20 protein-coding genes and 1 tRNA gene are annotated in these 23,722 nt (G+C 59.7%); 13 read left to right on the top strand and 8 right to left on the bottom strand.

The window, feature by feature from the left end:
- The first annotated feature begins 28 nt into the window (after positions 1–28).
- From NA645_RS11710 to madM, 4 genes are all read left to right on the top strand, one after another.
- Positions 29–652: a malonate decarboxylase holo-ACP synthase gene (locus tag NA645_RS11710; protein WP_256048960.1), complete on the top strand. Its 624-nt coding sequence runs from the start codon at positions 29–31 to the stop codon at positions 650–652.
- Positions 649–1,575, top strand: coding sequence for a malonate decarboxylase subunit epsilon (mdcH, locus tag NA645_RS11705; protein ID WP_256048959.1), 927 nt, complete (start codon positions 649–651; stop codon positions 1,573–1,575). The genes NA645_RS11710 and mdcH overlap by 4 nt, the downstream gene beginning before the upstream one ends.
- Positions 1,576–1,698: 123 nt before the next feature.
- Positions 1,699–2,112, top strand: a complete 414-nt coding sequence (madL, locus tag NA645_RS11700; protein WP_256048958.1) for a malonate transporter subunit MadL — start codon at positions 1,699–1,701, stop codon at positions 2,110–2,112.
- A gap of 5 nt (positions 2,113–2,117) precedes the next feature.
- The gene (gene madM / locus NA645_RS11695; protein ID WP_256048957.1) at positions 2,118–2,882 is read left to right on the top strand and encodes a malonate transporter subunit MadM; all 765 of its coding nucleotides are present in this window, start codon (positions 2,118–2,120) and stop codon (positions 2,880–2,882) included.
- Positions 2,883–2,903: 21 nt separating this feature from the next.
- Here the strand turns inward: madM and NA645_RS11690 are convergent, their stop codons facing one another.
- The gene (locus tag NA645_RS11690; protein WP_256048956.1) at positions 2,904–3,824 is read right to left on the bottom strand and encodes a LysR family transcriptional regulator; all 921 of its coding nucleotides are present in this window, start codon (positions 3,822–3,824) and stop codon (positions 2,904–2,906) included.
- A 917-nt stretch (positions 3,825–4,741) separates the two neighbouring features.
- Here NA645_RS11690 and NA645_RS11685 point away from each other — a divergent pair.
- Positions 4,742–5,158 (top strand): VOC family protein, encoded by a 417-nt coding sequence (locus NA645_RS11685; protein WP_256048955.1) that lies wholly within the window; start codon positions 4,742–4,744, stop codon positions 5,156–5,158.
- Positions 5,159–5,190: 32 nt separating this feature from the next.
- On the opposite strand, the gene NA645_RS11680 is transcribed toward NA645_RS11685, so the two are convergent.
- On the bottom strand, positions 5,191–5,559 hold the full coding sequence (locus tag NA645_RS11680; protein ID WP_256048954.1) for a PH domain-containing protein: 369 nt from the start codon (positions 5,557–5,559) through the stop codon (positions 5,191–5,193).
- A 465-nt stretch (positions 5,560–6,024) separates the two neighbouring features.
- Here NA645_RS11680 and NA645_RS11675 point away from each other — a divergent pair, with 465 nt between their 5' ends.
- Positions 6,025–6,396 carry a hypothetical protein gene (locus NA645_RS11675; RefSeq protein ID WP_017246016.1) on the top strand — a complete coding sequence of 124 codons (372 nt, stop codon included), beginning with the start codon at positions 6,025–6,027 and terminating at the stop codon, positions 6,394–6,396.
- A gap of 549 nt (positions 6,397–6,945) precedes the next feature.
- Here the strand turns inward: NA645_RS11675 and NA645_RS11670 are convergent.
- From NA645_RS11670 to NA645_RS11655, 4 genes are all read right to left on the bottom strand, one after another.
- Positions 6,946–8,142 (bottom strand): hypothetical protein, encoded by a 1,197-nt coding sequence (locus NA645_RS11670; RefSeq protein ID WP_256048953.1) that lies wholly within the window; start codon positions 8,140–8,142, stop codon positions 6,946–6,948.
- 159 nt (positions 8,143–8,301) lie between these two features.
- Entirely contained in the window at positions 8,302–8,892 is a 591-nt protein-coding gene (locus NA645_RS11665; RefSeq protein ID WP_256048952.1) for a helix-turn-helix domain-containing protein, read from the bottom strand.
- A gap of 5 nt (positions 8,893–8,897) precedes the next feature.
- On the bottom strand, positions 8,898–9,317 hold the full coding sequence (locus NA645_RS11660) for a hypothetical protein (RefSeq protein WP_256048951.1): 420 nt from the start codon (positions 9,315–9,317) through the stop codon (positions 8,898–8,900).
- Between the two features lie 152 nt (positions 9,318–9,469).
- The gene (locus NA645_RS11655; protein WP_256048950.1) at positions 9,470–10,096 is read right to left on the bottom strand and encodes a recombinase family protein; all 627 of its coding nucleotides are present in this window, start codon (positions 10,094–10,096) and stop codon (positions 9,470–9,472) included.
- Between the two features lie 216 nt (positions 10,097–10,312).
- Here NA645_RS11655 and NA645_RS11650 point away from each other — a divergent pair, with 216 nt between their 5' ends.
- Together NA645_RS11650 and NA645_RS11645 are read left to right on the top strand one after the other, a co-directional pair.
- Complete coding sequence (locus NA645_RS11650; RefSeq protein WP_256048949.1) at positions 10,313–11,221, top strand: hypothetical protein; 909 nt, start codon at positions 10,313–10,315, stop codon at positions 11,219–11,221.
- A gap of 34 nt (positions 11,222–11,255) precedes the next feature.
- Positions 11,256–12,056: an HNH endonuclease gene (locus NA645_RS11645; protein WP_256049008.1), complete on the top strand. Its 801-nt coding sequence runs from the start codon at positions 11,256–11,258 to the stop codon at positions 12,054–12,056.
- On the opposite strand, the gene NA645_RS11640 is transcribed toward NA645_RS11645, so the two are convergent.
- Positions 12,053–13,897, bottom strand: coding sequence for a site-specific integrase (locus NA645_RS11640; RefSeq protein ID WP_256048948.1), 1,845 nt, complete (start codon positions 13,895–13,897; stop codon positions 12,053–12,055). The genes NA645_RS11645 and NA645_RS11640 overlap by 4 nt on opposite strands.
- 110 nt (positions 13,898–14,007) lie before the next feature.
- Positions 14,008–14,084 (bottom strand) — tRNA-Arg (locus NA645_RS11635).
- Positions 14,085–14,410: 326 nt separating this feature from the next.
- On the opposite strand from NA645_RS11635, the gene gabD reads away from it, so the two are divergent.
- The 5 genes from gabD to NA645_RS11610 all read left to right on the top strand — a co-directional run bounded on the left by gabD (position 14,411) and on the right by NA645_RS11610 (position 23,720).
- Positions 14,411–15,859, top strand: a complete 1,449-nt coding sequence (gene gabD / locus NA645_RS11630) for an NADP-dependent succinate-semialdehyde dehydrogenase (protein ID WP_256048947.1) — start codon at positions 14,411–14,413, stop codon at positions 15,857–15,859.
- Positions 15,860–16,230: 371 nt separating this feature from the next.
- Positions 16,231–18,336 (top strand): 3-hydroxyacyl-CoA dehydrogenase NAD-binding domain-containing protein, encoded by a 2,106-nt coding sequence (locus tag NA645_RS11625; protein ID WP_256048946.1) that lies wholly within the window; start codon positions 16,231–16,233, stop codon positions 18,334–18,336.
- Between the two features lie 46 nt (positions 18,337–18,382).
- A complete protein-coding gene (locus tag NA645_RS11620; RefSeq protein ID WP_256048945.1) occupies positions 18,383–19,579 on the top strand; it encodes an acyl-CoA dehydrogenase family protein in 1,197 nt (398 codons plus the stop codon).
- Between the two features lie 12 nt (positions 19,580–19,591).
- Positions 19,592–20,734: an acyl-CoA dehydrogenase family protein gene (locus tag NA645_RS11615; protein WP_256048943.1), complete on the top strand. Its 1,143-nt coding sequence runs from the start codon at positions 19,592–19,594 to the stop codon at positions 20,732–20,734.
- Positions 20,735–20,873: 139 nt separating this feature from the next.
- Positions 20,874–23,720: a type I restriction-modification enzyme R subunit C-terminal domain-containing protein gene (locus NA645_RS11610; protein ID WP_256048942.1), complete on the top strand. Its 2,847-nt coding sequence runs from the start codon at positions 20,874–20,876 to the stop codon at positions 23,718–23,720.
- Positions 23,721–23,722: the final 2 nt, after the last annotated feature.

Below are 23,722 nucleotides of genomic sequence, written 5' to 3'. Positions count from 1 at the left end.
CAACCGACATCACGAGCAGGAGACAGCCATGTACCAGCCTGAAGATCTGCGCCCCCACGACCTGCTCTGGGGCATGCGCCCCGAGCAGTTGCCGGCCGATGCTCCGGCCTGGGCGGTCGCCGTGCTCGCCGCTGGGCAGCCGGTGGTCGTGCGTCGTGCCGTCGTCGCGCCGGGGTTGGTCGCCGTCGGCGTGCGCGGGGCCACGCGGGATCAGCGCCTGGCCCCGCTGATGCCGGTCGCTGCGGTCAATCATCGGCTGACTCCAGAGCAGCTGCTCGAGCGTCGCGCCAGCGAAGACCTGCCGGTGTTCCGCGTGCTGGCCGAACTGCGGCCGTTGCTCGAAGCCTTCGGCCATCCGTGGGGAGTGACGGGCTCCGTTGGCTTTCAGCTCGCTACCGGACTGCCGGCGGCGCATCCGGACAGCGATCTGGACCTGCTGCTCAGAGCCGAATGGCCGCTGCCGCGCAGCGAAGCGCGCTCGCTGCTGCAATTGCTCGAAGGTCGCGCCTGTCGTGTTGATCTGCAACTCGAAACGCCGCTCGGTGGCGTCGCGCTCAGCGAATGGGCCAGCGGCGCGGCACGGGTGCTGGTCAAGACTGCCGAGGGACCACGCCTGGTCGCCAATCCCTGGCTAGAGGAGCGGGCCGCATGAGCAGCCTGTTCGCCTTCCCAGGCCAGGGCGCACAGAAGCCGGGCATGCTCCATCGCCTGCCTTCCGCACCGGAAGTCGCCGCTACCCTCGCAGAGGCCAGCGCAGTGCTAGGCGAGGATGCGCTGCTGCTCGACTCGGCCGAGGCGCTGCGTTCGACCCGCGCCGTTCAGCTCTGCCTGCTGATCGCCGGCGTCGCCGGTGCGCGTCTGTTGATGCGCGACGGTCAGCGACCCGATTACGTTGCCGGACTGTCCATAGGGGCCTATGCCGCGGCGGTTGTCGCCGAGTCGCTCGACTACGCCGACGCCCTGCGCCTGGTGGCACTACGTGGTGAGCTGATGCAAGAAGCCTACCCCGAAGGCTACAGCATGACGGCGATCCTCGGCCTCCAGCTGGGCACCGTAGAGAGCCTGCTGGCAGAAGTTGCGGAGCCCGCCTACCTGGCGAACATCAATGCCGACAACCAGATCATCATCGCCGGCAGCGACGCCGCCATGGCGGCGGTTGCCGCTCAGGCCAAGGCTCTCGGCGCCTCATGCGCGCGTCGCCTGGCGATGAGTGTGCCCTCGCACTGCGCCTTGCTGGACGCGCCGGCGCAGCACCTGGCCGAAGCGTTCGCCAAGGTCAACCTGCGTGCTCCGCGCCTGCGTTATCTCAGCGGTTCGTCGGCGCGCCCGGTGTTCGATGCCGAGCGTCTGCGCGATGACCTCGCCTTCAACATGTGCCGCGTCGTCGACTGGCACGGCACCCTGCGCACTGCCTACGAGCGCGGTGTGCGGCTGCATATCGAACTGCCGCCCGGCTCCGTGCTTACCGGGCTGGCGCGACGGGTTTTCGAACAGGGTACGCTGATCGCTTTCGACGGCGCTCGGTTGGACACACTGGACGCCTTGCTGCGTCAGGAGGGCAGCCAGAGCCGATAGATCGCGTGCTTCATCAGGGTGAGGGAGCCTTGCTCGCCTACTGATCGACGGATAACAACAACTACCTCGATAACACGCGCCAGGCCTTCGGCAGGCTGAGCGCAATCCAAAAGGACAATAACAATGATTATTTTCGGTGTGGCCTTCCTGGCCTTGTGTACCCTCACCGGTATCTTTATCGGCGAGCTGCTTGGCAAAGCGATCGGCGTGCCGGCCAACGTCGGCGGCGTTGGTATCGCCATGGTGCTGCTGATCCTGATCGGCAGCTATCTGAAAAAACGCGGCCTGTTCAATCCGGAATCGGAGCAGGGCATCAAGTTCTGGAGCGCCGTCTACATCCCGATCGTGGTCGCCATGGCTGCGCAACAGAACGTATACGGCGCGCTTTCTGGCGGTCCGATGGCCATTCTCGCCGGTGTCGCCGCGGTGGCGGTGGCCTTCGCTCTAGTGCCGGTGCTGGACCGGATCGGCCGAAAAAAGCCTGAAGCCGAGCCGGTCGCTTCGGTCAAGCCCGCCACCAGCAGCGCACGGGGGTAACGGCCATGTACGAATCCCTCATGAAAGTGATCTCCGGCTACGGCATGATCAGCGGCTTCGCCATCATCGGCGCCACCATGTGGCTGTCCTACTGGCTCTCGGACAAGCTCACCAAGGGCCGCCTGCATGGCTCGGCGGTGGCCATCCTCATCGGCCTGTTGTTGTCTTACATCGGCGGCGTGGTTACCGGTGGACAGAAGGGGCTGGTGGATATCGCAATGTTCTCCGGTATCGGCCTTCTGGGCGGTGCGATGCTGCGTGACTTTGCCATCGTCGCCACGGGCTTCGGCGTCAGCGTCGAGGAGCTCAAGCGCGCCGGTTTCGTTGGCGTGCTAGCGTTGTTCATCGGAGTCTTCTCGTCGTTCGTGGCGGGGGTCGGAGTGGCCGTTGCCTTCGGTTACACCGATGCGGTCAGCCTGACCACTATCGGCACCGGCGCTGTGACCTACATCGTCGGCCCGGTCACCGGTGCGGCAATCGGCGCCAGCTCCGAGGTGATGGCCCTTTCCATCGCGGCAGGCTTGGTCAAGGCCATCTTGGTGATGGTGGCGACGCCTTTCTTCGCGCCGCTGATCGGCCTGAACAACCCTCGCTCGGCAGTGATATTCGGCGGCCTGATCGGTACCTCTAGCGGCGTTGCCGGCGGCCTTGCGGCAACCGACCCGAAACTGGTGCCCTACGGCTGCCTGACCGCAGCGTTCTATACCGCGCTGGGCTGCCTGCTCGGCCCATCGCTGCTGTTCTTCATCATGCGAGGCCTGCTCGGCTGAACCGGGGAACCGCCGCGTGGTTCAGCTGGGGTTCTTTAAACTGTACATGCGGCATTCGGCGAGGAGCGCGAGCAGGTTCGGGTCGCGCTCCTTGGCTTTCAGAAACACCACGCCGATGTGCTGCTGCAGGTGATAGCGCGCCTGCAACGGCACCAGCTTGACCCGGGATTCGTAGACCATCCCCACCCGGCCCGGCAGCAGGGCATAACCCACTCCCGAATTGACCATGCTCAGCAAGGTGAAGATGTCGTTCACCTGCATCGCCACCTTCGGCTCGAACCCTGCCTGCTGGAACACCCGGTTGCCGTCCTGATGGGTGGCGAAGCCCTGGGTGAGGGTGATGAAGGTCGCGTCGCGCAAGTCGCTCAGATCCACCTCCGGTTGCTGGGCGAAGGGTGAATCGGCCGGTGCGGCGAGAAAGATGTCATCAGCGAACAATGGCAACTGCGCACAGTCCGGATCGTTGCTGACGCTCTCGTTCAGCGATACCAGAATGGCATCCAGCTCCATGTTCTTCAGCTTGTAGAACAGATCGATGTTGGAGCCGAGGATCAGGTCGATGTTGAGTTCGCTGCGGCGCAGTTTCAGTCCCATGATCAGATGCGGCACGGTTTTCACCGTGAGCGAGTAGAGCGCGCCGAGCTTAAAACGCTCAGCTGAGAAGCCTGCGGCCTCCCGTGTCTGGCGCACCGTTTCCAGCACGTCCTGCACCAGCTTCTGGGCCTTTTCTTCGAGTACGTAGGCACTTTCCAGCGGAATCAGATTGCGCCCTTCATGCTTGAACAGCGGACAGCGCAGCGCGTTTTCCAGCGAATGAATTGCGCGGTGCACACTGACATTGCTGGTATTGAGCTCAGCCGCCGCCTTGCTCAGGTTTCCGCTGCGCATGAATGCCAGGAATACTTCCAGCTTCTTCAGCGTGAGTTCTTCGTCGATCTGCATGGCGGTGCTCAGGCAATGGCAGTCGATTATGCCTAACGCAGCCCAACTTCGGGCTTGGCAGTAGGAGTCAGCTGCCGCTTGCTGTGCTGATCGCAACGCACGAACGTCCCAGACGGAAACGATGATCTGAAATGCACATCGCATGGAATTGCGAACTCAGTCATGCAACTTGCAAGACATTTGGAAATTATTTTATCTATAACTTATTGATATTAAAGAGAAAATCTGTATCCAAATAGTGGCATGCTTGATGCAATAGTTGCGTATTGCCACTTCGGCAAATTACGACAACTGAATTAATGGCCGGCGGATGCTCGGCTTAGGAACAAAAAAATGGATGACAGGCTGAACGTTAAGACTCAGATATGGGCCGATGGGTACTCATTCATGGAAGTCACCGAGACGCTGCTGACAGCGTTGGGGATTCGCACCGAAAACAGCCCGGAATCGGAGCTTGGCCGGCCTGAACCGGCCGTTATCTCGACGGTTACGGCCTCATGCCATGACACGGGGGCCGACCGATAGGCCGCCTGCGGCCCGATGGTGTCGGACTAAGGCTTCGCCACTCGTTCCAACCTATTCAATCAGCGCGCAGTATCCCGAGAAGCGGGTTTCACCCGCTCGGCCAGAATGATAATCCCCAGCTGTCTAGCTGGAATGAAGCCAGCGCTTGTGGGTCCCGAGCTTCGGCCGCTACGTCCATAAGGACCTGTTTTGTTCACGCACGCAGGCCGTGGGCTGGCTGATCCGGGGATTGCTCCACCAAGGCCGGTTTCGGTGACGCTGCCGTGACGCTCATTCAACCTGGGGGTCGAGTAAAGGGATCTGAAGCCGGTCGGGAAAGTGATCAGATCCGTGTTGTTGCCGTGCACTACTATCACAGGACGCGTTAGTACAGCCTGCTACGGAGCCTGTTCATGCAACCACGAATTACCGTCATCACCCTCGGGGTCGAGGATCTCGAGGCGTCATTGCAGTTCTACCGCGACGGCCTCGGCTTCGTGAGCGAAGGTATCACCGGTGAGGCCTACGAGTACGGTGCGGTAGTGTTCATCCATCTGCAACCCGGCCTGCGCCTGGCGCTCTGGCCGCGTAGCAGCATCGCTCATGACACGGGGCTGGAGCTCGGTCCGGCCAGTTCGACAGAGATGACGTTGGGCCACAACGTGGCGTCGAAAGCCGACGTCGATGCCGTCATGGCGATAGCCGAGACGGCCGGAGCCGTCATCGTCAAGCCGCCACACGAGACGTTCTGGGGCGGTTATTCAGGCTATTTCAAGGACCCGGACGGGCACCTCTGGGAAATCGTATGGAACCCGCAGCTCCTGGACTGAGGCATTACTGGTGAACGCCAGCCCGGGATGCCTCAGAGCAGATGCCTGGATATGTGCCTGGATATCTCAACGACCGAAGCCTTGCCGGTGAATTCGAACCTAACTTTGCCCAACGATGAAAAGTAGATTTCCAGCTCCGAATCCAGATCGAAGGTTCCGGACGTTTCCACCGAATAGGCGACGATGTTCTTGTAGGGCAGGGAGGTGAAGTCCTTTTTGCTCCCGGTGAGGCCTTGCACGTTTACCGCAATGATTCGCTTGGTCGTGAACACCACGCCGTCGCGCATCGATTTGTACGCGTCGACAACTTGCTCGCTGTCCAGCAGAAGGGAGCTGACCCGCTCCGCGTACTCGTCGTTCTGCTTCAGCTTGAAAAAGCCTTTGTTATTGAAGTCAATCATCCGCGTTCCTCGGCTCTATTTTCTGGCCACACGCTGAGCACGATAGCCGCCATACCGACCCGCCGCTGTTTAGTCTTTACCCTATGCGGCGTCACTTGCTACATGAGGCCTTCGCCCTGGCGAGTGGCGTGTGCAGAACTGTCCGCCAAAATTGCAATGGCGGGACGCGAAACGAAAAAGGCCCCAGATTTTCATCTAGGGCCTTCTTTATATGGCGCACCCGGCGGGATTCGAGCTCAGAGCCATAAGCACGGCTCGTTTCTTTGAGCTGTTGGTCCCGTCGCACTAAGAGTGGATGCCGTTGATGGGGTTGGTTGATGGCTCATTGAATCGTTACACAGCGAACCCACGAGAAGCAATGGAGTTATCTGGCGTCGCGGTGGTTAGCCGAACAACATGGATTGAGAGCCCAATGGCGGCGTGCTACAAAGCGCGCCGCTGTTTTGCCATCAGGAGCGGCAAATAATGATCCTAAAAAACACCCTTGGACTGGTAATCGCATCGATGGTCTTGGTCAGCTGTTCTCAAGTGCCTCTTGAACATCGCGAGCCCTATGCTGTTGTTGAAGTGAACAAGCCTGCCAAAGAAGTCTATGAGAGCCTGACTGCTTATCCGTATTGCAGTCGCTTCTATACGGTGCGCGGCGACTTTGACAAGTTCGATCATTCCTTTGTGGTCCGATACAATACTCAAAGCTTTCAGGAACACCCCGCCGATTACGTTCTTGGTGAACCCACGGCCGCCGGGACAAAACTCACGATCAGATCGGTTGCGACAGTCCAAACTCCTATCTCTATGGAGTTCCTCAACCGCCTGCAGACCGGCAACTGCAAGTAACCCGCCTCAAGCCTCGATCTGTCTAAGATAATCAGTTATCACAAAACAGATCGAGGCTCGCAAGTATTAACCAATCACCAAACAGTCCCCCTCTCCGGGAAGTTGAATGTAGATTGGCTTCCCGTTGTTCTCCGCTCTAAACGTCTGCGCCCATCCGGCGCTGTGTACTTCGATAGCGCCTAACTGTTCAATAAGTTCGCAGGCTGCTGAGTAGCTTATAACTTTGTGCTGCATGGTTTCGCTCCTGTTTCGTTGATGCGAATACAGTAGCGATGGTTCGCGATATCGGGAAGTCTGCCGGTGTCGGTAAGTTCTGTGTATAATTCACACCGTCCAAGCTCGTACTTCAGTCAGTGGTTAGTTAGTTCAACTACCACTGATTTTTTTGCCCGCGTTTCTTGATATTGCCTGTTTTGCTGTGAGCCCCTAGGAAGCGTTTAGAGCGGTGTTCGTGATTCGCTGCTAGGTCTGCTCTTCTTTTGCCAGATCGCATCGCTATGAGCGTTCTAGGTGGCTTCTTGGCTGAGCTGGTGCTGTCTCTCACGGGTTCTAAGAGAAGTCCGGGCATCCGGTGTACAGAAACGGGTTCCCGGAAATGAACTGCTTGATGCTGGAGTAGTTTTGTTGCCCGCCGCGCGTCGCTTCGCTTGTTGATCTGTGCGCGCCATTCCCGGCCTTGGTTCTGCGCAGGCGCTTGAGCTTGTTCTGTGTAGGTGTTTCGTCCTTCGGAATGTAGCGCGCCACGTCGGGCGCTCTGTGCGGTTCTTCGAGCTGGATCGCTTCATTGGTGCCGTGCTGCGCGTAAAGCGGCGCTAGCGCCTGCTTTAGTGCTTCCTTGGCTTGCTCGCGTAGGTGTGCCGGGATGTGAAGCGCTCCGTGGATGTGGAGCTTGTGAATCGTCTTCGCCTGCTTCGGGGCGAACTCGATGCTGAAGGCCATGTGGGTAGAGTCGATGTCTGCCGAGGCGAGCGCCCTTGTGATTCGTTCGGCCAGCCAACTGCATGGGCCTTGCTTCGCGTGGATTGCTCGCTCGCCAATGTCGATGTCTAAGCGAATCGTTGCGAATATCGCATCCGGGTGGTGCAGTACGGCTATCAGCTTGAAGAACTGAGCCACGTCCGATGGCAGTCGATTCCAATCTGGCAAGCTGTCAGGTGGGGGTAGGTGATGAGTAGAGTCAAGGATCATCGCCTGCCCCCAGTATCGTGACTTCAGCCAGTCTTTAACCATTCGTCTAACAAAAGCTCCGGTGTTAGGGCTATACGGGGTATTACCCCCTATAGCTCCAAAGCGGTCCTCTTGCCCCATCACCATCGCGACCAAGGTCCGCGCGGCGTCTGGCGTAGAGAGCTTTGCCACCCTCTTTCGTTGGGTTCCAAATTTTGTAATTTTCCCTGAGTTTGCTCCTGATTCGGCGCTAGATTCAGCGGCATTTTTGCCACTGCTCGGTTGTTCCTTGCTTGGATTCGAGCTGCGTTTTTTTTGCGACATTTCGCTTGCTGGCGACTTACCACAGTCGGCCAGGAGCTCGGCGCACATCTGTTCAATCTCTTGATCTATCTCCTCCGGGGTCTTGTGTGTGCGGTCGCTCTCATATTCATAGAGCGGGCGTTCCGGTTCGCTAACGTGCTCTCTGACAGTCAACGAAGGGCGGGGGGATAGTGAAGCTTCTGCTTCCGCTTCAAGCTCGTCAAAAAGCGCTTCGCGCTCCTCCAAGCTCAAGGTAGGGGTTGTTTTCTTGCGCATCTGTCCAATGCTCTGTATCGCCTCCGTCCCTCTGACTGATTTTCAATTTTCAGGTCTGCGCATTGAGCGCTATGGGGTCGAGTAGGCGTTGTATTTCTAAGGTTTCGACAACCGGGCTCGTGGTGTCATGTTCGGCCCGGTGTCGGTTCGTTGTAGATGTCAGTCCTGCACCAGCTCCACTACCCCATTGTCTTCTTCTTCGGTCAGCAATGAGTTGCCAGAGATGCGCTCGGCTGCTTCGCGGCGCTGCTGCTCTCGAATCTCCCGGACGTCATCGTCGGTCATGATTCGAATGCGAAGCTCGGACAGCTCTTCAACGTGCGTGGCTTCTGCCAAGCGATCAAGCGGCAGGGCACGCCGCGCCACCTTCTGCGTGAGTTCAAGGGCTGTGGCTGCTGCGACCACTGTTCGCATCGCCTGATAAGGCGTGCTGGTGCTGAGGTCGAGACCCTCTATGACTTCCACGACCTTCCCTCGGATCATGCGGGACAATGCGAGATCGTCCAGCACCAGCGCGGCGGCATGCTGTTGTACCGCGTCCAGATCGAAGGCGGTGTTGAGCATGCTTTGACGTGCTTGCTCGACAAGACTTTCGGTTGCAGCACCAGCAACAGCGCTGCGGCGCTTCAGAATGCGTTTGGTGGTAGATAAGGAGAGGTCGAGTTTCTCGGCGATGGCGGGGCAGGAATAGCCCGCTTCACGGAGTATGACGGCCTGAGCTTCAATGTCCGGCGTGGTCTTCGTGCTCATTGCGCTTACTCCTCAACAATCAGCATGGACGGTGGAAGTCCTGCCAGTGCGTTGAGTTCATTGGCAAGTTCGTGCCAGTTGTTGCGCACATTGTGCATCGGTGCGCCTGACAGCCTAACTATGGCTTTCAGCTCGACCGGAGCTATATCGAAGATGGTTTTGCCATCGGCTGTGAGTGCGGCGAGAGTTGCAGCGATGATGGCTTGGCGAGTTTTAGCGCGTTGCGTGCAACCGGCAGCTGGTTGATTGCGGCATCGTCGGCTCGATTTAATGCCGTGTGTTCGGCAGAAGTGGTAAGCGGAGTTTCTTGTCCAACAGGAACCGTCAGAGCGGGGAGCGAGTTTGTTAAGTAGATCGGCAAGGCGCGAATAGCTGCCGTTGTCGGATTGCATGAACTGCTGAGCAGTTGTTTCCAGGTATTGCATCCGTTACTCCTTAGTAACGTTGTGAAAAATTCTTCCCGATAGGGCTTCCTCCAAGTGTTTGTGGTTGATGGTTAAGGCGCTGTTTAATTCAGCGCCAATATTTTATTGCGTTTGGCGTCTTGTGTCTAGAGTTATGCTTGACTTCGGTTTGCTTATGTGTGTAAGGATTTTGGAAGTTCAGCCTTGGCTCGATAAACAGTCGCCACTCCGCATTTTGCCAATCTGGCAATCTCATCTGCCGAGGCGTCCGGGAACTTCAACAACATCTCTTGGGCCGCAACCCATGACTTTGACTTGCCACGGGTCTTAATCGTCTCGCCACGCTCCTTGCGGCGCTCAAGCCCTTGCTTGATCCGCTCGACTCGCTTCTGTTGGTCAAGTCGCGCCATCGTTGCCATCAGGTCAAGAAGCATATCGTTGATGACCCTTAGAACCTGGCTAGCGATATCGTCGCTGTTGGCCAGCTGGTGCGTGGTCGGAAGGTCTACCACTACTAACCTGAGCCCCTTGCATTCGATCATGCTGCGGAGCTGCTTCCATTCGCCCTGAGACAAGCGGGACAGCCTGTCCACGCTCTCGCATAGCAGCACATCAGCTGGCTCAGCTTCATCGAGTAGGCGAATCAGCTCCGGGCGCTCCAGCTTCGTGCCACTGATGTTCTCGGCGTAGAGGCCGGCAATGGTCATGCGCCGGTCGGCCGCGAACTCTCGCAAGATTTGCTCTGCGCGGTGGCTGTCTTGTTCCTTTGTCGATGCTCTCAGGTACAGGCGGGCTTTCATGGCTGGTGCGTTCTCAAGTAACTATGTAGTCGATAGGGGAATGATAGTTCGATCAAGTGCCCTGCGTCTACAGGTCTTTTGATAGTTCTCGTGCGAGAGCTTGGCGTCTCTCAGATGGGTATAGGAGTTTGAGAGCGTTATCCATGCCAGCCGCTAGGCTATGGCCCTGCCATTTATAGGTATATGCTCGGTAGGTATTTGCACGGAATGGAAGCCATGTCTCAGATTTCAATACCGGTCGTTGCGCTTTACCCATTAGAGGATCAGCCAAAACGAGTTGATCCTTCTCTGCTTGAGGATGCTCCTCGCATCCCGCCTGAGCTATATGTAGACGATGATCATCACGGCGCAGTCTATTGCCCAGATTGCGGAGTGATGTGTAGCCGTATGCCTCGGAGGGAAGCCAAGCGAAAAGACCAGGTTGATGCGTTTTACTTTCATATCAAAGGATTTGAAACGGTAGCCTGCCCACATCGGCAATCGGGGCGGGGCGGGGATGGGGATGGCAGCGGCCGTGAGAAGAAAGCTATCAACCTAGTAACGTTCGCGGGATGGAAAGACTTTCAAGATGACGATGAGGACGAGGACGACTTCTCCGATCAGTCAAGAAAGCCGAAGCGTGAGGTTCAGGGTGGGACAGGTCTCGGCCGTCGAGGTTTCGAGCTTGTGTTCGATGAAAACGGGTCACTTCTGAACGCCGGCGAATTCAGAACCGTCCGAAGGCTCGTTTATCTAGCTCAGAGGTCGTTGGATATCAATGTTCAGTTCGATGACCAGGAGGCCGTGCGGCTAGGTGACCTCATTGTGTCAGTGGAGAAAGTACAAAAAGACAGTGCTCGATACATAGGACGGAGCCTGCTGATATTCGGCATGCCTACTTCTATCAAGGGCGGCAATGCTCGGCATTTTTTTAACTTCCAGTCACCCGGCCATGAGGTCAGCGCTCATTGCGATCCACGCATCGTGGTCGAGCGGGGGTGGAAGAACTATGAGCGGGATAACTACTACATATTTTACGGTCTAGTAGAAGGAAGCGAGCGCCGCACTACAGTAAGGGTTTTGCAGCCTGGCCAGATAGACCGGATACCCGTATCAGCGCATAAGCTGTTCGATTCGCTAAGGTAGGAGCTCTATGTTCGAAGTTATTGGAGCAAGACCCATGCCTGCGGTTATTGTCGAGAACGATGTATCGAAATGGAGTGACGAGGCGGGGGCGGTCTATCACTTTCCCAAGCGGTATAGCAAGATTCTTACCCCGGGCGTTCAAGTTATTTACTACAAGGGGAGGCTGACCGACAAAGCATTCGTCGCTAGACGCCTAAGCCCGGAGCCGCACTACTTCGGAGTCGCTCGCATAGGCAAGGTCTACCCTGACCCAAGCAGTTCCAAGGGGGATCTGTTTGCCTTGGTTGAAGATTTTCGGCCATTCGAGTGGCCTGTTCTCGCTAAAGATGGCGATACTTACCTAGAGTCCATTCCACCATCCAAGGTGAGCAATTACTGGCGTAACGGTGTCCGGTCGATCGATCAGAGCACGTACCAGAGCATTCTGAAGCGAGCCAAGCTCAAATCGCTACAGATTGCGGAGACCGAGGAAAGCGAAGATGCCTTGGCTTTCCGGTCTGGAGTCGAAGGCAGCACGACAAGCTACTACGGCGTCCGCTATGAGCGAGACCCCAAGCTCAGGTGCCAGGCCATCGCAGTTCATGGTACTGCCTGTAAAGCGTGCGGCTTTGACTTCGAGAAGGCATACGGCGAGTACGCACGTGGCTACATTCACGTGCACCATGTACAACCGATTTCAGAATTCGATGGTGCGAAGCTTGTCGATCCCGAAACCGACTTGATCACTTTGTGCGCGAATTGCCATGCGGTCATCCACCGGAAGCGCAGAACAACCCTTAGCATTGATCAACTCAAGGGAATGATTCGCGGGCATTGGTGCAACGAGCCTTCCTAGCTGGTTTCAGTAACCTCTTTCGCTTTGTTTGCTGTCACACGGTGCTTGTCACGATGTGCCTGAATGCACGGCGTCATGATGTGCCCCAATCGCTGCTCGAAGTCGGCGTAGGAGATGCCAGCGAGGTCCACCGGGAAGGTGACCGAGTGCAAGGCTTTGTGTAGCTTCTTGAGCCAGAACCCTGAGCCATAGTCATCGGACTGATTCTTGCTCCTGGCAGCGTGGCCAGTGAAAACCGGGATCAGCGGTACAGCCTCGTCGCTGGTATTGCGCAGAAGGTCGACAAAGGTGTGCCTGAAGGCATGGAATTTTTTGCCGTCAGGCTTCCCATCAGCGAGGCGCTTGCGGATACCGATGGTATGGAAGTACCCGCCATACTTCGTGCTTGCGCTCGGCATCCTCGTAAAGAATGTCGTGGCAATCCCGCCCCAGCCCTTCGTTGGTTGGTAGGTGAGTCCATCCGAAAAAAGCTTTTCACGTCCTTCGTTCTTGGCCTGCGCTACGAAATCCAAGAATCCGATTCTGATCAGGTCGTCATGAAGCGGGATTGCCCTGCGGCTGTGGTGGTTCTTCAGCGACTTGGTGCCTTCGTTGGCGATGCGAATGAAGAAAATGCCCGTTTCTTCTTCCTGGCGGACGTCAGTCGATTCGAGCTGGCAAAGCTCATTGAGTCGCCCGCCCGTGAATAGAGCAAGCAGCGGCAACCAAAATTGGTATGGGAACACCAGCTCTGCGGAGCCTGTGTCGGTGCCCGCGTAGAGATAGCCGGAGAAGATCGCTTGAAGCTCTCGGGTTGAAAACGGCTTGTCCTCCCGGTCTATGCGGTCGGCAGCACCGTTCACAGCCGGCACCTCGGTTCTGGCTGGATCGACGGTTGTATAGCTTCTCTTGTAGGCAAACCGGTGGATCGCGCCCAGCCGAGTGATTAGCTTCTCGATGGTTGGTCCACTGATCAGCCTTTCGCCCGGCTTAGCCAAGATGGCTTCGATTGGCGAGTCTGGCGGCGGGATTTTTTGGCCGGGAACCGCCTTGACCTGCTGGGTGAGCAGGTACAGCTGGTTGATTTCCTCCAACGAGAGGGAGCCAAACGGCCTGTTTCCACTCAAGATATTCAACCGCCGCGCGTGCCCTTGCTCATCGACGTGGGCGCTGGGTGACTTCTTTTTGTTCAGGCGCTCTTCGGCTTCTCGCTGAAGCTGCCACAGCTCGTAGATTGTTGGGCCGTCAGGCTCCAGATTCGCCGGCTTCTGTCCCGTCTGGGGAGCAGCAGTAGCGAACGGCAAGGTGCCTGAGCTTGTCGGTTCAAGGTCATACAGCATTTGTGGCAGGCGCTTGTTGAACCTAACGAACGGCCAGCTTCGCCCGCTGGCGTACAGTCGTTCGGCAATCTCCCGCTGGTGAGGCTGGATACCTCTGCTCGCTTCCCCGTTAAGAAGCGCCGCAATCGCGTCCCATCGCTGCCGCTCATCGAGTTCGCGCCATTCGTCGTCGGACAAAGTCGATTTTGTTGGCTGCGCCAGCTCAACCGGCCCGCTTGCCCAAGCGCCCCAAGCAACAGTCTGATCTGCTCGCTCGATTTCTTCGTTGAGCAGCCGGAGGTCGTCGTCGGTCGGGATGTAGTCGTTGCGGTCAACCACGTTCAGCACCTTATCGAATACAGCATCGAAGCGGGCGGCGTACTGTCTCGCACGTCGAAGCGCCAGCCGTTGGCTGTCTGTCTTCAATGATCGCCGGATTTCACGCCTCATGCCCAGCACGTTGCGCACGGGAAGAGGAACCACCATACGGAAATAGAAGGTCCCGTGACGGTTTCGGGTGATGTACGCGGGCTGCACTGGCATGGGTTCGCACCTCTGCGATGCCCCACCTACGAGCACCACTCAGTGTCACACCAGCGATTCCGGAGCAGTGGTCATCAGTATTTTCATACCTGACAAGCACTTAGGGAAAATGGCGCATCCGGCGGGATTCGAACCCACGACCCCTGCCTTCGGAGGGCAGTACTCTATCCAGCTGAGCTACGGATGCGTTGCGGGGGGCAATCATACGCATGTCCTTCGTGGTCGTCCATGGCGCTTCGGCGGCCGTGCGACCATGGTTGCGGCCGCGTCGTCGATGACCGGACCGGTTATCAGGCTGGGCTATGGTCCGTTAATTTTTCCGAACATGTTGTTGCCTATCGTCAGGCGCGGGTCCTAGCATGCGTTTGAGATTTCAAACGCATCGCCGGCGCCAGGAACCCTTGTGGTTGCTTCAGCTCTACGGGTGTCGAGTGATGCAAAACGCGGCTTACCCACTATTCCCGGCCAGACGGCCCTGTCCCGGCAGCACCTGCCGGCTCGAAGGAGACTGCCATGCAACTCAAAGATACCGCTCTGTTCCGTCAGCAGGCTTATATAGATGGCAGCTGGCAGGACGCCGATAGCGGCCAGACGATCAAGGTGAACAACCCGGCCAGCGGTGAAATCCTCGGTACGGTGCCGAAGATGGGCGCCGCCGAAACGCGTCGTGCCATCGAAGCGGCCGAGCGCGCGCTGCCGGCCTGGCGTGACCTGACCGCCAAGGAGCGTTCGCAGAAGCTGCGTCGCTGGTTCGAGCTGATGATGGAAAACCAGGACGATCTGGGCCGCCTGATGACCTTGGAGCAGGGCAAGCCGCTGGCCGAATCCAAGGGCGAGATCGCCTATGCCGCCTCCTTTATCGAGTGGTTCGCCGAAGAGGCCAAGCGCGTTTATGGCGACACCATTCCTGGGCATCAGAAAGACAAGCGGATCATCGTCATCAAGCAGCCGATCGGCGTTACCGCGGCGATCACGCCGTGGAATTTCCCGGCGGCGATGATCACCCGCAAGGCAGGCCCGGCACTCGCGGCGGGTTGCACCATGGTGGTCAAACCCGCCAGCCAGACGCCGTTCTCCGCGCTGGCGCTGGCCGAGTTGGCTGAGCGCGCCGGCATTCCCAAGGGTGTATTCAGCGTCATCACCGGTTCGGCTGGCGACATTGGCGACGAGCTGACCGCCAACCCCATCGTGCGCAAGATCACCTTCACCGGGTCGACCGAGGTCGGCGCCAAGCTGATGGCGCAGTGCGCACCGGGCATCAAGAAGGTTTCGCTGGAGCTGGGCGGTAACGCGCCGTTCATCGTGTTCGACGATGCCGATCTGGATGAGGCCGTCAAAGGCGCCATGCAGTCCAAGTACCGCAACGCCGGGCAGACTTGCGTCTGCGTCAACCGCATCTATGTGCAGGACGGTGTATACGACCAGTTCGCCAAGAAATTCCAGGCGGCGGTAGAAAAGTTGAGGATCGGCAACGGCCTCGATGAGGGTGTCGATATCGGCCCATTGATCGACGACCGCGCCACGGCGAAGGTCAAGGAGCACATCGAGGATGCCGTAGCCAATGGCGCTCAGGTCGTTACCGGTGGCAAGGCGCATGAGCTCGGCGGCAGCTACTTCGAGCCCACCTTGATGATCAACGTGCCGCATAGCGCCAAGGTCGCCAAGGAGGAAACCTTCGGGCCGCTGGCACCGTTGTTCCGTTTCAAGGACGAGGCCGAGGGTATCGCGCTGGCCAACGATACCGAGTTCGGTCTGGCGGCGTATTTCTATGCCCGCGATCTGGGTCGGGTGTTCCGCGTCGCCGAGGCGTTGGAATCGGGCATGGTCGGGGTCAACACGGGGATGATTTCCACCGAGGTGGCGCCATTCGGCGGCGTTAAGTCGTCCGGGCTGGGCCGTGAAGGTTCCAAGTACGGCATCGAGGATTATCTGGAGATCAAGTATCTCTGCCTGGGGCTGTAAGTCCTGCCGCCGCGTCGCATCTACCGGTGTTAGATGCGACGCGGCAGCGTCTTGATTCATACCTCAGCTGTGCGCCGACACCTATCAAGTACGGCTGAGCTCCGCGCGGTGGGTTACGCGGCGCTTGATGTTCTGCGGCGGCATCGGCGTTGATGCACCACTAACCCACCCTACTGCGCTCCGCTGCTTCGGCCTGAGGCTGCCTTGTCTCTTCACCACGGAATTCATTCAGGCGCGCCATAGGGTGCCTGAATGAATTGGAATAAGTGCTGGGTCCTCGACAGACAGAAATGACTCTACTATTCTGCTGTGCGAAACAAGATTCCGTGAAATAACAAGTCCAATCATCATTTCACAAGCGGAGGCCAGTCATGACGGACGTCGTACGGCTCGAACATCGGGGTGAAATCGCCCTGATTACGGTCAACAATCCACCAGTCAACGCGCTCGGCCATGCCGTGCGCCAGGGTCTGCTGCAGGCCTTCCAAAGCGCCGAGGCAGATTCGCAGGTGCGCGCCGTGGTGCTGGTTTGCGAGGGCACTACCTTTATCGCCGGCGCCGATATCAAGGAATTCGGCAAGCCGCCGCAGGCGCCGAGCCTGCCGGAAGTGATCGAGGTCATCGAAGGCAGCAGCAAGCCGAGTATCGCGGTAATCCATGGCACCGCCTTGGGTGGCGGGTTGGAAGTCGCGCTGGGCTGCCATTACCGCATCGCCCGGCGGGACGCCAAGGTCGGCCTGCCTGAAGTGAAGCTGGGCCTGCTGCCGGGTGCCGGCGGTACGCAGCGGCTGCCGCGTCTGGCCGGGGTCGCCAAGGCGCTGGACATGATCGTCAGCGGCACGCCGATCGGTGCGGCTGAGGCCGTTGAACATCACATTGTCGATGAGTTGTTCGACGGCGATGTGACCGAAGCCGGCCTGGCCTACGCCCATCGCATGGTCGAGGAAGGTCGCGCGCCGCGCCGCAGCGGCGAACAGGCCCGCGGTCTGGAAAATGCCGACAACGAGGCGCTGATCCGCGCCAAGCATGCCGAGGTGGCCAAGCGCATGCCGGGGCTGTTCTCGCCGTTGCGCTGCATCGCGGCGGTTGAGGCCGCCACCCAGCTGCCACTGGCCGAGGGCCTCAAGCGCGAGCGCGAACTATTCGTCGAGTGCCTGAACTCGCCACAGCGCGGCGCGCTGATCCATTCATTCTTCGCCGAGCGCCAGGCGAGCAAGATCAACGATTTGCCGGCCGATGTGAAACCGCGTGCGGTCAACACCGCCGCGGTGATCGGCGGCGGCACCATGGGTGTCGGTATCGCCCTGAGCTTTGCCAATGCCGGTGTGCCGGTGAAGCTGCTGGAAATCAATAACGAGGCGCTGCAGCGCGGCCTGCAGCGCGCCCGTGATACCTATGCCGCGAGCGTCAAGCGCGGCAGCCTGACCGAGGAGGCGATGGAAGCGCGCCTGAAGCTGGTCGAGGGCGTCACCGAGTACGCCGCACTGGCAGATGTGGACGTGGTGGTCGAAGCGGTATTCGAGGAAATGGGCGTCAAGCAGAAGGTCTTCGAGCAGCTTGATGCCGTATGCAAGCCAGGCGCGATTCTCGCCTCGAACACCTCGTCGCTGGATCTGAACGCCATCGCGGCCTTCACCAAGCGCCCCGAAGACGTGGTCGGCCTGCACTTCTTCAGCCCGGCCAACGTGATGCGCCTGCTGGAAGTGGTGCGCGGCGAGAAGACTAGCGATGAAGTGCTGGCCACCGCCATGGCCATTGGCAAGCAGCTGAAGAAGGTCTCGGTGGTGGTCGGCGTCTGCGACGGCTTCGTCGGCAACCGCATGGTCTTTCAGTACGGCCGCGAGGCGGAATTTCTGCTGGAAGAGGGCGCCACGCCGCAGCAGGTCGACGGTGCGCTGCGCAATTTCGGCATGGCCATGGGGCCGTTTGCGATGCGCGATCTTTCCGGTCTGGATATCGGTCAGGCGATCCGCAAGCGCCAGCGCGTCGACCTGCCGGCCGATCGCGATTTCCCCACGGTTTCGGACAAGCTCTGCGAAGCCGGCATGCTCGGGCAGAAGACCGGTGCGGGCTACTACCGCTACGAGCCGGGCAATCGCACGCCGCTGGAGAATCCGGAACTCGCGCCTATGCTCGAAGCAGCGTCGCGGGAAAAAGGCATCGAGCGCCGCCAGCTGGACGAGCAGTACATCGTCGAGCGGACCATCTACGCGCTGGTCAACGAGGGCGCGAAGATCCTCGAAGAGGGCATCGCCCAGCGCTCCAGCGATATCGACGTGATCTACCTGAACGGTTACGGCTTCCCGGCCTTCCGCGGCGGGCCGATGTTCTACGCCGACAGCGTCGGGCTGGACACCGTGCTGGCGCGGGTCAAGGAACTGCACGCACGCTGCGGCGACTGGTGGAAGCCCGCGCCGCTACTGGAAAAACTGGCCGCCGAAGGCCGCACCTTTACCGAATGGCAGGCCGGGCAATGAGCGCCGCCCGCCTGCACTCTGCCGATCGGATAACGAGGATCCATCCATGAACGTCAACTACACGGCCGAAGAGCTCGCCTTCCGCGATGAAGTGCGCGCCTTCCTCACCAACGAATTGCCGGCCGACATCGCCGCCAAGACCAAGCTCGGCAAGCACCTGTCCAAGGAAGACCATCAGCGCTGGCAGCAGATTCTGGTCAAGCGTGGCTGGTACGCACCGGGCTGGCCGGTGGAACTGGGCGGGACCACCTGGGGCCCGGTGGAAAAGCACATCTTCGACGAGGAATGCGCCGCCTTTGGTGCGCCGCGTACCGTGCCGTTCGGCGTCAACATGGTCGCCCCGGTGATCATCAAGTTCGGCAGCCAGCAGCAGAAGGATCATTACCTGCCGCGCATCCTCTCCGGCGAGGATTGGTGGTGCCAGGGCTATTCCGAGCCGGGTGCCGGTTCCGACCTGGCGAGCCTGAAGACCCGCGCCGTGCGTGACGGCGACCATTACGTGGTCAACGGCCAGAAGACCTGGACCACCCTCGGCCAGCACGCCAACATGATCTTCTGCCTGGTGCGTACCGATCCCGAAGCCCAGCAGCAGCGCGGCATCAGCTTCCTGCTGATCGATATGAGCACGCCGGGCATCAGCGTGCGACCGATCATTACCCTGGACGGCGATCACGAAGTCAACGAGGTCTTCTTCGATAACGTCCGGGTGCCGGTGGAAAACCTCGTTGGCGAAGAGAATCAGGGCTGGACCTGCGCCAAGTACCTGCTGACCCACGAGCGCACGGGCTTGGCCGGCATTGGCGCCTCGAAAGCGGCGCTGGCGCATCTGAAACGCATCGCCATGAAGGAAGTCTGCGACGGCAAGCCGATGCTCGAGGACCCGCTGTTCCGCGCTCAGGTCGCCGAGGTCGAGATGCAGCTCATGGCCATCGAGATGAGCACCTTGCGCATCCTCGCCGCGGCGAAGGAGGGCGGCGTCCCTGGTGCCGAATCCTCGATCCTCAAGGTCAAGGGCACCGAGATCCGCCAGGCCATCACCAGCCTGCTGCGCAAGGTGATTGGCCCCTACGCGCTGCCGTTCCTTGATGAAGAGTTGCAGCTGGATTACGACGGTGAGCTGCTGCACGCCGACTACAGCGCGGCGCTGGCCGGCGACTACTTCAACATGCGCAAGCTGTCGATCTTCGGCGGCTCCAACGAAATCCAGAAGAACATCGTCTCGAAGATGATTCTCGAGCTGTGAGGAGGCACCGCAATGGACTTCAAACTGACTGAAGAGCAGCAAATGCTGCAAGACACCGCGGCGCGTCTGGTGCGCGACGCCTACCCGTTCGAGCAGCGCGAGAAATTCAGCGAGTCGGAGCTGGGCTTTTCCGCCGAGTTTTGGGCGCAGCTGGGCGAGCTGGGCCTGACCGCCGTGCCGTTCTCCGAAGAAATTGGCGGCTTTGGCGGCGGCGGCGTGGAAACCATGCTGGTCATGACCGAGCTGGGTCGCGGCCTGACGCTTGAGCCCTATCTGCAATCGGTCATCTATGGCGGCGGATTGCTCAACCAGCTGGGCAGCGACACGCAGAAGGAAGACCTGCTGCCTCAGGTGGCGGCCGGCTCGCTGCAGCTGGCGGTGGCTTTCGAAGAGCCGCAGAGCCACTACAACCTCAACGACGTGCAGACCAAGGCCGAGACGGTCGAAGGCGGCTATCGTCTGTCCGGACGCAAGGTCGTGGTGATCGGTGGGCACAGCGCCGGGCAGATCATCGTCTCCGCGCGCACCGCTGGCGACAGCCGCGACGAGGCCGGCATCAGCCTGTTCCTCGTCGATCCCAACGCCCAGGGCGTCAGCCGGCGCGTCTATCCGACCATTGATGGGCGCAAGGGCTGCGAGCTGTTCCTTGACAACGTGCAGGTCGGTGCTGACGCGGTGCTCGGTGAGGTGGGCAATGCCTTGTCCGCGCTGCGCTACCAACAGGGCCGCGCCATCGCCGCGCAGTGCGCCGATGCGCTGGGCAGCATGGACGAAGCCTGCAAGCTGACCCTCGACTACCTCAAGACGCGCAAGCAGTTCGGCGTGCCGATCGGCAAGTTCCAGGTCCTGCAGCACCGCATGGTCGACATGCAGACCGAGCTGGAACAGGCCACCAGCATGGCGATCCTCGCCGCGACCTTTGCCGATGGCGAAGACAACGACGACCGCCGCCGCATCATTGCCGCCGCCAAATACATCTGCGCTCGCGCCGCGCGCAAGGTGGCCGAGGAAGCGATCCAGCTGCACGGCGGCATCGGCATGACCTGGGAATACAACCTCGCCCACCACGCCAAACGCCTGGTGATGATTGCCCACCAATTCGGTGACGACGATCATCATCTGAAGGCCTATGCGAAGTTGATGCAGGTGGCGTAACCACGTCAGTCGCTACGCCAGGACCGGGCCTCATGGCCCGGTTTTGCTTTCCATATATCTATCCGCGGCGCTCAGCCCTCTGCCGACACGCGTGGCAAAGCGGTTACCATCCAGTCGTCCCGCCTGCTTGGATGACCCCATGACGCTGAATCAGAACCCCGAACAGCTCGCCCGCGACCGCATCGACGAACAACTGCGTCAGGCCGGTTGGGTTGTGCAGGCGCAGAAGAAGATCGACTTCAGCGCCGGCCCCGGTGTTGCTGTGCGTGAGTACAGCACCAGCGTCGGGCCTGCCGACTACCTGTTGTTCGTCGATGGCAAGCCTGTGGGCGTGATCGAAGCCAAGCGGGAGGAAGTCGGGCATAGCATCAGCGCTGTTGAAGATCAAACGCTGGGTTATGCCAATGCCCAGTTGAAGTGGATCAAGGCCAGCGAACCGCTGCGCTTCCTTTATGAAAGCACAGGCGTCATCACCCGCTTCACCGATGCGCGTGACCCCAAGCCGCGCTCCAGGGAAGTATTCAATTTTCACCGCCCCGAAACCTTGCGCGAATGGCTGGGCCAGCCGCTGGCGCTGCGCGCACGTCTGCAAGCCATACCGCCGCTCAACCCGGAGCAGCTGCCAGCCAGCGAACTGCGCCTGCGCGACTGCCAGGAAGTGGCGATTTGCAACCTCGAAGCCTCGTTTCATGCCGCGCGGCCACGTGCATTGATTCAAATGGCTACCGGCGCCGGCAAGACCTACACGGCGATAACCGCCATCTACCGCCTGCTCAAACACGCCGGCGCCAAGCGCATCCTGTTTTTGGTCGATACCAAGAACCTCGGCGAACAGGCCGAGCAGGAAATGATGAGTTATCTGCCCATCGACGATAACCGCAAGTTCACCGAGCTCTACCCGGTGCAGCGGCTCAAGTCCGCCTATGTCGCCAGCGACAGCGCGGTGTGCATCAGCACCATCCAGCGTCTATACGCGACGCTCAAGGGCGAGGAGCTGGATGACGCCGCCGAAGAGATCAACCCAGCCGAGCAACTGACCAAACCCAAGGCGCCGCTGCCCGTGGTCTACAACGCGAAGATCTCGCCGGAGTTCTTCGATTTCATCTTTATCGATGAGTGCCACCGCTCCATCTACAACCTCTGGCAACAGGTGCTCGACTATTTCGACGCCAGCCTGATCGGTCTTACCGCCACGCCGGACAACCGCACCTACGGCTTTTTCCACAAGAACGTGGTCAGCGATTACAGTCACGAGAAGGCCGTGGCCGATGGCGTCAACGTCGGCAACGAGGTCTACCTGATCGAAACCGCGGTGACCCAGCGCGGCGGGGCGTTGAGCGCCGAACAGCAGATCGAACGCCGTGAACGCCTGACCCGTCGCAAGCGCTGGGAGCTACAGGACGAAGACGAGGCCTACAGCGGCAAACAGCTCGACCGCAACATCGTCAACCCGGACCAGATCCGCACGGTGATCCGCACCTTCCGCGACCAGCTGCCGGAGATTTTCCCGAACCGTTACGAAGCCGACGGCAAATATCAGGTGCCCAAGACGCTGATCTTCGCCAAGACCGACAGCCACGCCGACGACATCATCCACTGCGTGCGCGAGGAGTTCGGTGAAGGCAACGCCTTCTGCAAGAAGATCACCTACCGCGTCGGCCAGGACCGCAAGGATGCCGACGGCAACATCATCGAAGCCGGCGAAGACCCGAAGGACCTGCTCGCCCAGTTCCGCAACGCCTACTACCCACGCATCGCCGTGACCGTCGACATGATCGCCACCGGCACCGACGTCAAACCGCTGGAATGCCTGCTGTTCATGCGCGACGTGAAGAGCCGCAACTACTTCGAACAGATGAAGGGCCGCGGCACCCGCACGCTGGAAAAAGACGACCTGCAGAAGGTCTCCTCGGCGGCCATCACCGGCAAGACCCACTACGTCATCGTCGATGCCATCGGTGTCAGCAAATCCCTGAAAACCGCCAGCCAGCCGCTGATCACCAAGCCCAGCGTGCCGCTCAAGGACCTAGCCATGGGCGTGATGATGGGCGCCAGCGACAGTGACAGCGTCAGCTCCCTGGCCGGACGCCTGGCGCGGTTGAACAAGCAGCTGGAGCCGGCCGAGCACAAGAAGCTTGAAGCGCTTAGCGGCGGTGTCAGCCTGCAGCAGATCGTCAGCCGGCTGTTCAATGCCATCGATGCTGACTTGGTCGAAGCCCGTGCATTGCAGCTGGCCGGCCAGCCCGCCGGCACGGACCCCGGCGAGGCTCTGCGTGATCAGGCCCAGGCCGAGCTGGTCAAGGACGCGGCCAAGGTGTTCAACGGCGAACTGATCGAGGTGATCGACCGCATTCGCCGCGACAAGGAACAGAAGATCGACCACGACACCCTGGACGAAGTGCTCAATGCCGGCTGGCAGCGCGACAGCGCCGAACAGGCACAAAGCCTCAGCGAGGACTTTGCCGCCTACCTGCAGGAACACCGCGATGAAATCGACGCCCTGAGCATCTACTTCACTCAGCCACAGCGTCGCCGCGAAGTCACCTACGAGCAGATTCGCGCCCTGTTCGACCGGCTCACGACGGATAAGCCGCATCTGGCGCCGCTGCACGTGTGGCAGGCCTACGCCCGGCTGGACGAGGTCAGCGGCCAGAACCCCCTCAATGAACTGACTGCCCTGGTCGCGCTGATCCGGCGCGTCTGCGGGCTGGACGCGAAAGTCACCCCCTTCGAAGACACGGTCAATCGCAACTTCAAGCAGTGGATATTCAAGCGCCACGCTGGCGGCGGCGAGAAATTCAACGAAGCGCAGATGCAGTGGCTACAGATGATCCGCGACCATATCGCCACCTCGATCCATATCGACCGCGATGCTTTAGACTTCGCGCCTTTCAACCGCCATGGCGGGTTGGGTGGTTTCTATGAGCAGTTTGGCGCGCAGTACGAGGCGGTAATGGATGAGATTAATGAGGCGTTAGTGGCGTGATG

This window comes from Stutzerimonas stutzeri (assembly GCF_024448955.1).
Classification (GTDB): Bacteria; Pseudomonadota; Gammaproteobacteria; order Pseudomonadales; family Pseudomonadaceae; genus Stutzerimonas; species Stutzerimonas stutzeri_AQ.
Note: the sequence above shows the minus strand (reverse complement) of the source record. Positions and strands in the feature narration are given on the sequence as shown.